Source organism: Phaeobacter sp. HF9A (assembly GCF_011806385.1).
In the GTDB taxonomy this organism is placed as follows: domain Bacteria; phylum Pseudomonadota; class Alphaproteobacteria; order Rhodobacterales; family Rhodobacteraceae; genus Epibacterium.
In genome coordinates, this window is sequence record NZ_JAATOX010000136.1 from 1 (window position 1) to 10,084 (window position 10,084).

Consider the following 10,084-nt stretch of genomic DNA (forward strand, 5'->3'; position numbering starts at 1 on the left):
GACCGTGTCCCAGACGCCGAGCATCTCGATCTCGACCTTGGAATGGCAATAGGCATTGCGAAAGGCGGTGCGGATCTCACGACCGCTGCCAAGTTGGTAATGCCGATAGGCGGTGCGGATATTGCGCACGGTGGCATGTTCCGTCTTGACCAGCCCCACCCGATCCAGCATCCCGGCCAGCGAGCGCACCGCATAGGCGCCGCGCGAATAGCCGATCAGGTAGATCTTGTCGCCGGGACGGTAACGTGACGCGAGATAGCCATAGGCGCGGCGGATCTTGCGGTTGATGCCGCGTCCGATCATCACATCGGCGGTCTTGTTCCAGGCGCTCCATTGCACGCCGGCCTCATAATAGACCGACACCCGCGCGCCCATTTCCTTGCACAGCCGATAGGTGGTGCCCGCGTGGGTCTCGTGGCCAGGATCCAGCGTGGACATGGTGCCATCAAGGATAATCACATGGCACAGCGGCCCGCGCGTCAAAGGTTCGGAGGATTGCGCCGACAGCAGCCTTGGCCGCCCCAGCCATCCCAGAACACCTTTACTCAGCCGCTTGAGGAACATTCCTGAGCTTCTCCCATCGTGTCACCGGCGTAAAGGGCCTATTTGCCCAAGGCACGTCCGATCCCCGAACGCGCCATCAAAGGACATCCGCACCGCCGCCGGTGATCCAGTGATGCCAGCCCCGCCGCCGCCTGTCACCTGCGCCCTCTTGCCCTGTGAAGAGAGGCTTCGCCAGTCGGTCCTTGCCCGGACCCTCGGCCGCCGCGGCCCCTGAAGGATCGCCGAAATTACTTTCGATATCGTAACACAGCCGCACGCGCGGGAAACCGCTGGCTGCCAGTTTTTTTCGGGAGGTTGGCACAGCAAAAAAGCACCCGGACCTCGTGCGCCCGGCCAGGTTCGCGGAATACGCGTCAAGCCTGACCGGGCGTCTGAGTCCGGGCGCAAGATTACAAGACCGCAGGTGGAGGGGTGGGTGGGGCTGCGGCCTTCAACGCTTTTGTATCAAATGCGGATTAATAGCCGGTTATCAGCCCCTGGCCTTCTGTCGATATTTCATCGCCCACCCCTGCCCTGCGGTCGCGCGGTTCCAGACTTCCCCTTTGTGCTCTCATTCGATATGGGAGGGCCAAGGCGGGTCTGGCCCGCAATTAGATCAAAGACGCGACGGACGGGGCATCACAGATGGCAATGGAAAAGACCTTTAACGCAGCCGAGGCGGAGAGCCGCCTGTTTGACGCCTGGGAAAAGGCGGGCTGCTTCACTGCGGGCGCCAACGCCAAACCCGGCGCGTCCACCTATTGCATCATGATCCCGCCGCCGAACGTCACCGGTGTGCTGCACATGGGCCATGCCTTCAACAACACGCTTCAGGATATCCTGATCCGCTGGAAGCGCATGCAGGGGTTCGACACGCTCTGGCAGCCAGGCACCGACCATGCCGGGATCGCGACGCAGATGGTGGTGGAGCGTGAGCTGGCCAAGACCCAGCAGCCCTCCCGCGCCGAAATGGGCCGCGAGGCTTTCCTCAAGAAAGTCTGGGAGTGGAAAGAGACCTCCGGCGGCACCATCATCAACCAGCTCAAACGCCTTGGCGCCTCCTGTGATTTTGACCGCACCGCCTTTACCATGGCTGGCGCGGCCGGGGATACGCGCACCGGGCATGAAAACTCGCCCAACTTCCACGACGCCGTCATCAAGGTCTTTGTGGAGATGTACAACAAGGGGCTGATCTATCGCGGCAAGCGGCTGGTCAACTGGGACCCGCATTTCGAGACCGCGATTTCTGACCTGGAGGTCGAAAATATCGAAGTCGCCGGCCATATGTGGCACTTCAAATACCCGCTGGCGGGGGGCGAGACCTATACCTACGTCGAGAAGGACGAAGACGGCAACGTCACCCTCACCGAAGAGCGCGATTATATCTCCATCGCCACCACCCGGCCTGAGACCATGCTGGGCGACGGCGCGGTGGCGGTGCACCCCTCGGACGAGCGTTACGCGCCCATCGTCGGCAAGCTGGTGGAAATCCCTGTCGGCCCCAAGGAACATCGCCGCCTGATCCCGATCATCACGGATGAGTACCCGGACAAGGACTTTGGCTCCGGCGCGGTGAAGATCACCGGCGCGCATGACTTCAACGACTATCAGGTCGCCAAGCGCGGCGGCATCCCGATGTACCGGCTGATGGACACCAAAGGCGCGATGCGCGCAGATGGTGCCCCCTATGCCGAAGAAGCCACCAAGGCACAGGCCTACGCGCAGGCTTATTTGTCCGGGGGCGCCACCTTCACCGAAAACGAGGTGGACGCCATCAACCTCGTCCCCGACCACCTGCGCGGCCTTGACCGGTTCGAGGCGCGCAAACTGGTGGTGCAGGAGATCACCGACGAAGGGCTTGCGGTCATGCAGACCGTCACCAAGACGGTGAAAGATGAGGACGGCAACGAGAGCGAGGTCACCGAGACCCTGCCTCTGGTCGAGAACAAGCCGATCATGCAGCCCTTTGGCGACCGCTCCAAAGTGGTGATCGAGCCGATGCTGACCGATCAGTGGTTCGTCGAGACCTCCAAGATCGTCGGCCCCGCGCTCGACGCCGTGCGCAATGGCGACGTGAAGATCCTGCCCGAGAGCGGCGAGAAGACCTATTACCACTGGTTGGAAAACATCGAGCCCTGGTGTATTTCCCGCCAGCTCTGGTGGGGCCACCAGATCCCGGTTTGGTATATCCCCGGCGAGGACGACTGGTATCCGATCTGCGCCGCCACGGAAGAAGAAGCACTGGAGAAGGCACAACTGCAATCCGCAGAGGGCACGGAGTTCCGCATCGTCGCCGACCAGTTCGAAGCGGCCGAGATCCTCGCAGAGCAACGCAAGCTGATGGATGTTCGCACCGAAGGCACGATCCAGAGCTTTGAAGGGCCGATGCAGGTGCCAATGTGGCGCGACCCCGACGTGCTCGACACCTGGTTCTCCTCCGGCCTCTGGCCGATTGGAACGCTGGGCTGGCCCGAGTGGACCGAGGAGACCTCGAAATACTTCCCGACCTCGACGCTGGTCACCGGGCAGGACATCCTGTTCTTCTGGGTTGCGCGGATGATGATGATGCAGCTGGCGGTGGTCGATCAGATCCCGTTCGATACCGTCTACCTGCATGGCCTCGTGCGCGACGCCAAGGGCAAGAAGATGTCGAAATCCACCGGCAACGTCATCGACCCTCTGGACATCATCAAGGAATACGGCGCAGACGCGCTGCGCTTTACCAATGCGGCCATGGCGAGCCTCGGCGGCGTGCTCAAGCTCGATATGAAGCGGATCGAGGGCTATCGCAACTTTGTCACCAAGATCTGGCAGGCCTGCTCCTATGGCGAGAGCCAGATTGATGCCTTCTCGGTCACCCGCGACAGCACCCCGCCCAAGGCGCGCCTGCCGCTCAACCGCTGGATCATCGGCGAAATCGCCAAGCTGCGCGAAGAGGTCGATGCGGGGTTCGAGAGCTTCCGCTTCAATGACGCGGCCAATGCGCTCTATTCCACCTTCTGGAACACCTTCTGCGACCGCTATCTGGAGTTCACCAAGCCGGTGTTCCAGGGCGAGGACGCCGCCGCCAAGGAAGAGACCCGCGCCACCTTTGCCTGGGCCATCGACCAGGCGCTGATCCTGATGCACCCGATCATGCCCTTCGTGACCGAAGAGCTGTGGAACGTCACCGAAGGGCGCGGGTTCAAGACCGGCGAGGCGTCTCAGATGCTCGCGCATGCCGCCTGGCCGACCTACACGGCGGCCGATCTGGTGGACGCCGAGGCTGAGGCGGAAATGAACTGGGTGATTTCGGTGATCGGCAATGTCCGCTCAGCCCGCGCCCAGCTCAACGTGCCGTCGGGCTCCATCGTGCCGATGCTGGTCACCGAAATGGATGCCACCAGCCAGAGGTTCTGGGACCGCAACGCGGCGCTGATCATGAACAAGGCACGGATCGAGAGCCTGACCCAGGCAGAGACGCTGCCCAAGGGCTGTATCTCGATCCCGGTGCAGGGGGCGTCCTTCGCGCTGCCGCTGGCCGATATCATTGACGTCGCCGCCGAAAAGGCGCGCCAGGAAAAGAACCTCGGCAAGCTCGCCAAGGAACTCGGCGGATTGCGTGGACGGCTGAACAATCCCAAGTTCGCCGCCTCCGCGCCGGAGGACGTGGTGGCCGAAGCGCGCGAGAACCTCGCCATGCGCGAGGAAGAGGAACAGAAGATCAAAGAGGCCCTCGCCCGCCTTGCCGAGATCGGCTGATCCATCGCAAAATACGCATAATTTGACGCCCGGGTCCCGCCCGGGCGTTTTTTGTTGCAACAGAGCAGCTTAAACGATGGTCTCCCGGAAGGTTTCCCCGTGAAATTCTCGACAATCGCCTATAGGTGGTGATTGCCAAAGGCTGGGTTCTGGTCCAGCTTAGCAGCGGATACACAAGAGGCCGATCACCGGCCCACACCATGAGGGGGGAAAAATGGCCAAAGGATACTGGGTTGCACATGTGGATGTGGATGATGTGGAGCGCTACAAGGACTATATTGCCGCCAACGCAGCCCCCTTTGCCGAGTATGGCGCCCGGTTTCTGATCCGGGGCGGCGCCAAGGAAGTGCGCGAGGGAAAAATGCGCGCCCGCACCGTGGTGATCGAATTCAAGGATTTCGCGACGGCCAAGGCCTGCTATGACAGTATTGCCTATCAAGAAGCCAAGGCGCTGCGCGATCCGGTCTCGGCCGGGGATATGGAAATCGTCGAAGGCTATGATGGCTGAGCCTCTGGGAGTGAAGAAATCATGAAGCTGAAAAAACTGTTTCAGGCCTTTCGCCCGTCCCATCCCCGCACCGACAGCCTGCCCGACCCGGATGCGGAACTGGCCCTGGGGGCGCTTCTGGTGCGCATCGCGCAGTCGGATCGCAACTACCAGCTGGAAGAAATCAGCCTGATCGACCATATTCTGGCGCAGCTTTATGGTCACAACGCCATCGAGGCCGCCAAGGTCCGCGCCACCTGCGAAAAACTGCATGCCGCCGCGCCAGAGACCGACACCTTTGGCCGGCTGATCCGCGAGACCACCGGGCTGGAGGAACGTCTGGCCGCGCTGGATGCGCTCTGGGACGTGGTGCTGGCCGACAACCGCGAATATGAGGGCGAGATCGAGATCGTCAATGACGCCTGCAAGGCCATGGGGCTTTCGGTGATGGACAATAAGCGCGCCCGCGAAAAGGCCCGCGCCAAGCTGGCAAAAGACACCACCGGCCAGGAGGAGACCTGATGTTCAAGGAGTTTCTGGACAAGCTGCTGGCGCCTGCCCCCGCCATCCTGCCCGACGAGGACGCCCGCCTGGCGTTGACCGCGCTGCTGGTGCGCCTGGCGCGCTCCGACAATGCCTATCTTGACGCAGAGCGTGACCGGATCGACCGGATCCTGCGCACCCGTTTCGCCCTTGATGGTGGCGCGGCCCAGATCCTGCGCGAACAGGGCGAAGGGCTGGAGGCCGAGGCCCCCGATACCGTCCGTTTCACCCGCGCGATCAAGGACGCAGTGCCCTATGAGGATCGCACCGGCGTGCTGGAAGCCCTCTGGCAGGTGGCGCTTGCCGATGGCTCCCGCGACGCGGGCGAAGACGCGCTGATCCGCCTTGCGGCCAAGCTCCTCGGGGTGAATGACGTCGACAGCGCCATGGCCCGACACCGGGCGGAGGCACGCGGATGATTGCCTGCCTTCCGATGTATGACCGCCCCGAAACCGCGGCGGCCCATGATGCCTTCTGGCAGGCGATCCGCGCAGAGCTGGGACAGGGACCCGAGGCGCTCAGCCGCGATATTGCCGATCTCTGGCCGATCTGGCGCGCGCCGGATCTGGTGCTGGCGCAGACCTGCGGCCTGCCCTATCGCGCCCGGCTATATGGCGATGTCGAACTGGTCGGCACCCCCGATTACGGCCTGCCCGGCTGCCCACCCGGCTATTTCAACAGTGTGCTCATCGCCCGCGCCGATCAGATGGGCGCCGCCTTCACCAGCTTTGCCGGCAGCCGTTTTGCCTATAACGATCCGCTGTCGCAATCGGGCTGGGCCGCCGCCATGATGCGGATGCGCGCCGATAACATGCTGCCGGGCGAGCTTCTGGAAACCGGCAGCCATCGCGCCTCCGCCGAGGCCGTGGCCGCGGGGCGTGCCGATTTTGCGGCGCTGGACGCGCTCAGCTATCAGATGCTGCAAGACTACGAGCCCGATCTGATGGCGCAGCTCTGCGAGCTGGAACGCACCGAACCCACCCCCGGCCTGCCCTTCATCACCGCGCTGGGACAAGATCCCGCCGCGATTCTTGCGGCGATGCAAGCCGCGCTGGAAAAGCTGTCCCCAGCCCATCGCGACACCCTGCACATCAAGGAGATCCTGCCGCTGACGCCCAGCGACTATCTCGCGGTGCCGACCCCGCCGGGGCCGACGCTGATCATGGACCGATTGGCGCGCGAGCGCTAACCGCCACGCCCCACCGGACTGCCGCGCGCTTACGCGTTCTGCAAGTTTCCGTTGCGGAATTGGCGGTTTGAGCGGGTTGACGCCCCCATTGCGCATTGCATTCTCACGGAAAATTGGTCCAATAGGGACCACTTTGCACAACATTCGGGCGACACACCTTGGCAGATGAAACCCCTGTACTCGAAATTCGCGGATTGCATAAATCCTATGGCGATCTGGAAGTCATCAAAGGAGTGGATATCACCGCCAAACGGGGGGATGTTGTCTCTCTGATCGGCTCGTCCGGCTCGGGCAAATCGACACTCTTGCGCTGCTGCAACCTCTTGGAGGACAGCCAGCAGGGCGAGATCATCTTCAAGGGGGAACCGATCCGCTGGCACGGCGAAGGGCAGAACCGCCATCCCGCCGACCCCAAACAGGTGCTGCGCATCCGCACCAACCTGTCGATGGTGTTCCAGCAGTTCAACCTCTGGTCTCATATGACCATTCTGCAAAACGTGATGGAAGCGCCGCTGACGGTGCTGAAACGCGACCGCGCCGAGGTCGAAGCCGCCGCCCGCAAGTATCTGGATCAGGTGGGCATTGGCGACAAATGCGATGCCTATCCGGCGCAGCTCTCCGGTGGTCAGCAACAGCGCGCCGCCATTGCCCGCGCCCTCTGCATGGAGCCCGAGGCGCTGTTGTTTGACGAGCCGACCTCGGCGCTGGATCCAGAGCTGGAACAAGAGGTGGTCAAGGTCATCAAGGATCTCGCGCGCGAGGGGCGCACCATGCTGATCGTCACCCATGACATGCGCATGGCCGCGGATGTGTCTGATCACATCGTGTTTCTGCACAAGGGGCTCTGCGAAGAAGAGGGCTGCCCGGACGAGATCTTCGGCAACACGCGCAGCGAGCGGCTGCGGGGCTTCCTGTCGTCCACGCGACAGGATCAATAACCAGAACAACCAAAGACGACCAACACCAATAAAATGGGAGTATACTTATGAAATCACTGCTTCTTGGCTCTGCCGCCCTGGCGCTTTCCGCAACCTTTGCCCTGGCTGACACCGTTCGCCTCGGCACCGAGGGCGCCTACCCTCCCTATAACTTCATCAATGACGCTGGCGAAGTGGACGGTTTTGAACGCGAGCTGGGCGACGAGCTGTGCAAACGCGCCGAGCTGACCTGCGAATGGGTCACCAACGATTGGGATTCGATCATCCCCAACCTGGTGGGCGGCAACTACGACACCATCATGGCCGGCATGTCGATCACCGACGAGCGGGACGAGGTCATCGACTTCACCCAAGCCTATATCCCGCCAGAAGCCTCCCGCTATGTGGGTCTGTCGGCTGACGCCGACATCACCGGCGTCGTCGCCTCGCAGACCGGCACCATCCAGGCCGGCTATATCGCTGAAAGTGGCGCAACCCTGCTGGAATATGCCACCGCGGATGAGCTGATCACCGCGCTGCGCAGCGGCGAAGCGGATTCGGTCTTCTTCCAGGGGGCTTTCCTGGCGGATATCGTGGCCGAGAATGACGATATCGTCTGGGTCGGCGAGCCGGTGCCATTGGGCGGCGGAGTCGGCGTTGGCGTGCGCGAAACCGACGGCGAGCTGAAAGACACGCTGAACGCGGCGATCACCGAGATGAAAGAAGATGGCTCGCTGAACGAGATGCTGAAAAAATGGTTTGGTGAGGACACCGCAACCTTCTGATCCTTTGGGATTTTCCCATCACGGATCCGGGCGCGCCTCTGCTGCGGCGCCCGGATCTCATTTACGTTGTGCATATTGGGCGATCCCTCTCGATCCGCCGTGATCTGCCGCCCCGCTCCAACCCATGAGGCCCGCCATTTTCTCTTCCTGCACCGATCCGGCAAATCTGGATATGCTCCCCTGGCTCAGCTGCTATCTGACCACCGGCAAGCATCTGGCCTTTTATGCCTCCTTTGGGACCGTGTTGCTGCTCTTGGCGGTGACCGCGCCGCTGGCGCTTCTGTTCGGCTTTGCCGGTGCCAGCGTTGCGCGATCCCGCATCACGCCGCTGGCCTGGCTCGGCAAGGGCTATATCGCCATTGTGCGCGGAGTGCCGGACATTGCCTTTTTCCTGTTCTTCGTCATCGCGCTGGATCAGGCGGTGGAATGGCTGCGCCACAAGGTAAAATGCCCCGACTGGGACCAGCCAATCCGCCAGGGCAATGATTTTGTGGTCTGCCAGATCGCCAAGATGCCGCTGAATTCCGCGCCGCAATGGGTGCATGAGGTCTATGGCTTCAGCCTCGCGATGGTAACCTTTGCCATCGTCTTTGGCGCTTTTGCGGCCAATGTGCTCTATGGGGCCATGCAGGCGGTGCCCCGTGCGCAGATTGAAACCGCCGAAGCCTATGGCATGAGCAGAAGCCAGTCGTTCTGGCGGATCGTGGTGCCGCAGATGTGGCTCTATGCGCTGCCGGGGCTGTCCAACCTCTGGATGGTGCTGATCAAGGCCACGCCGCTTTTGTTCCTGCTGGGGGTCGAGGATATCGTCTATTGGGCGCGCGAGCTGGGCGGCGCCAAGACCACCCGCTTTACCGAATACCCGCATGACGACTGGCGCATGTGGTACTTCCTGGGGCTGCTGCTGTTCTATCTCGCCTTTACCAAACTCTCTGAAATTGTGCTGACACGAATCACGCGCCGGCTGTCCCATGGCCAGGCCACTCTTGGTGGCGAAGCCCTACGCAAGGATGCCCAGGGAGGAGCCACCGCATGAGCTGTATGGAAACCTTTCAGGCCTACGCCCTGCGATCCCTGGGATATGGCGAACGCTTGCTGCCGCGCAGCGATTTCACGCTTTGCGATCAATTCGTGCTGATCGGCTCGGGCTTACTGTGGAACATCTACTTCGGCGTGCTGGCGGTGATCTCCGGCTTTGTCTTTGCCAATGCGTTGGCGGGGGCGAAGGCATCAAACAACCGCTGGCTGCGCGGCCCGGCCAATGGATTCATCTTTGTCTTTCGGGGCTCGCCGCTGTTTATCCAGTTCTTCTTTGCCTACTTCCTGTTCCTGACGCTGAAGAGCACATCGCCGATCTTTGACGCGCTGTCCTCGGCCTGGCTCGGGGCGCTGATCGTGCTGTTCCTCAATACCTCCGCCTATTCCGCCGAGATCTTCTACGGCGCGCTGCGCTCGATTCCGAAGGGCGATATCGAAGCGGCCGACGCCTACGGGCTGGCCGGCTGGGCGCGGTTTCGACGGGTGATGTGGCCCACCATGATGCGGCTGGCCTGGCCTGCCTATACCAACGAGGCGATCTTTCTGTTTCATGCCACCACGTTGGTGTTCTTCTCGGGCTTTCCCGCCTGGCGGCAACAGGGCGACGCGCTGTATTACGCGAGCTACTTTGCCGACAAGACCTTCAACCCCTTCGTGCCCTACCCGATCCTGGCGATGTATTTCATCCTGCTGACGCTGGTCATCATCCTGACCTTCGGCGCCATCAACACGCGGCTGAACCGGCACCTGCCACAGGAGCGACGCAAGAAGATTCGCTATCGTCCACAAGTGATCCGCTGAATTGAAAAGCTCCCCTGGCGGGAGCTTTTCTATATGTCGT

The 10,084-nt window shown here is 62.0% G+C and carries 10 protein-coding genes; 9 read left to right on the plus strand and 1 reads right to left on the minus strand.

All coding sequences use genetic code 11. The features are described 5' to 3' along the window. The coding region (locus HCZ87_RS17770) for a DUF2235 domain-containing protein (protein ID WP_167645941.1) at positions 1-564 on the minus strand (564 nt) is incomplete at its 3' end. Positions 565-1,188: 624 nt separating this feature from the next. On the opposite strand from HCZ87_RS17770, the gene HCZ87_RS17775 reads away from it, so the two are divergent. From HCZ87_RS17775 to HCZ87_RS17815, 9 genes are all read left to right on the plus strand, one after another. Then, the gene (locus HCZ87_RS17775) at positions 1,189-4,284 is read left to right on the plus strand and encodes a valine--tRNA ligase (RefSeq protein WP_167645942.1); all 3,096 of its coding nucleotides are present in this window, start codon (positions 1,189-1,191) and stop codon (positions 4,282-4,284) included. 214 nt (positions 4,285-4,498) lie between these two features. Beyond that, on the plus strand, positions 4,499-4,792 hold the full coding sequence (locus tag HCZ87_RS17780) for a DUF1330 domain-containing protein (RefSeq protein WP_167645943.1): 294 nt from the start codon (positions 4,499-4,501) through the stop codon (positions 4,790-4,792). A gap of 21 nt (positions 4,793-4,813) precedes the next feature. Beyond that, complete coding sequence (locus HCZ87_RS17785) at positions 4,814-5,293, plus strand: TerB family tellurite resistance protein (protein WP_167645945.1); 480 nt, start codon at positions 4,814-4,816, stop codon at positions 5,291-5,293. Beyond that, positions 5,293-5,733, plus strand: a complete 441-nt coding sequence (locus HCZ87_RS17790) for a TerB family tellurite resistance protein (RefSeq protein WP_167645947.1) — start codon at positions 5,293-5,295, stop codon at positions 5,731-5,733. The genes HCZ87_RS17785 and HCZ87_RS17790 overlap by 1 nt, the downstream gene beginning before the upstream one ends. Further along, positions 5,730-6,503, plus strand: a complete 774-nt coding sequence (locus tag HCZ87_RS17795) for a phosphate/phosphite/phosphonate ABC transporter substrate-binding protein (RefSeq protein WP_167645949.1) — start codon at positions 5,730-5,732, stop codon at positions 6,501-6,503. Before HCZ87_RS17790 ends, HCZ87_RS17795 begins: the two co-directional genes overlap by 4 nt. A gap of 158 nt (positions 6,504-6,661) precedes the next feature. Beyond that, entirely contained in the window at positions 6,662-7,441 is a 780-nt protein-coding gene (locus HCZ87_RS17800; protein ID WP_167645951.1) for an ABC transporter ATP-binding protein, read from the plus strand. 47 nt (positions 7,442-7,488) lie between these two features. Further along, positions 7,489-8,205, plus strand: coding sequence for a transporter substrate-binding domain-containing protein (locus tag HCZ87_RS17805; RefSeq protein WP_167645953.1), 717 nt, complete (start codon positions 7,489-7,491; stop codon positions 8,203-8,205). Positions 8,206-8,341: 136 nt separating this feature from the next. Then, entirely contained in the window at positions 8,342-9,241 is a 900-nt protein-coding gene (locus HCZ87_RS17810; protein WP_167645957.1) for an ABC transporter permease subunit, read from the plus strand. Beyond that, positions 9,238-10,044, plus strand: coding sequence for an ABC transporter permease (locus HCZ87_RS17815; RefSeq protein WP_167645955.1), 807 nt, complete (start codon positions 9,238-9,240; stop codon positions 10,042-10,044). The genes HCZ87_RS17810 and HCZ87_RS17815 overlap by 4 nt, the downstream gene beginning before the upstream one ends. Positions 10,045-10,084 lie beyond the last annotated feature (40 nt).

Coding starts and splice junctions, on each gene's coding strand:
- HCZ87_RS17795 (WP_167645949.1), top strand. CDS start 5,730: ATGATTGCCTGCCTTCCGATGTATGACCGCCCCGAAACCGCGGCGGCC.
- HCZ87_RS17780 (WP_167645943.1), top strand. CDS start 4,499: ATGGCCAAAGGATACTGGGTTGCACATGTGGATGTGGATGATGTGGAG.
- HCZ87_RS17815 (WP_167645955.1), top strand. CDS start 9,238: ATGAGCTGTATGGAAACCTTTCAGGCCTACGCCCTGCGATCCCTGGGA.
- HCZ87_RS17785 (WP_167645945.1), top strand. CDS start 4,814: ATGAAGCTGAAAAAACTGTTTCAGGCCTTTCGCCCGTCCCATCCCCGC.
- HCZ87_RS17805 (WP_167645953.1), top strand. CDS start 7,489: ATGAAATCACTGCTTCTTGGCTCTGCCGCCCTGGCGCTTTCCGCAACC.
- HCZ87_RS17790 (WP_167645947.1), top strand. CDS start 5,293: ATGTTCAAGGAGTTTCTGGACAAGCTGCTGGCGCCTGCCCCCGCCATC.
- HCZ87_RS17775 (WP_167645942.1), top strand. CDS start 1,189: ATGGCAATGGAAAAGACCTTTAACGCAGCCGAGGCGGAGAGCCGCCTG.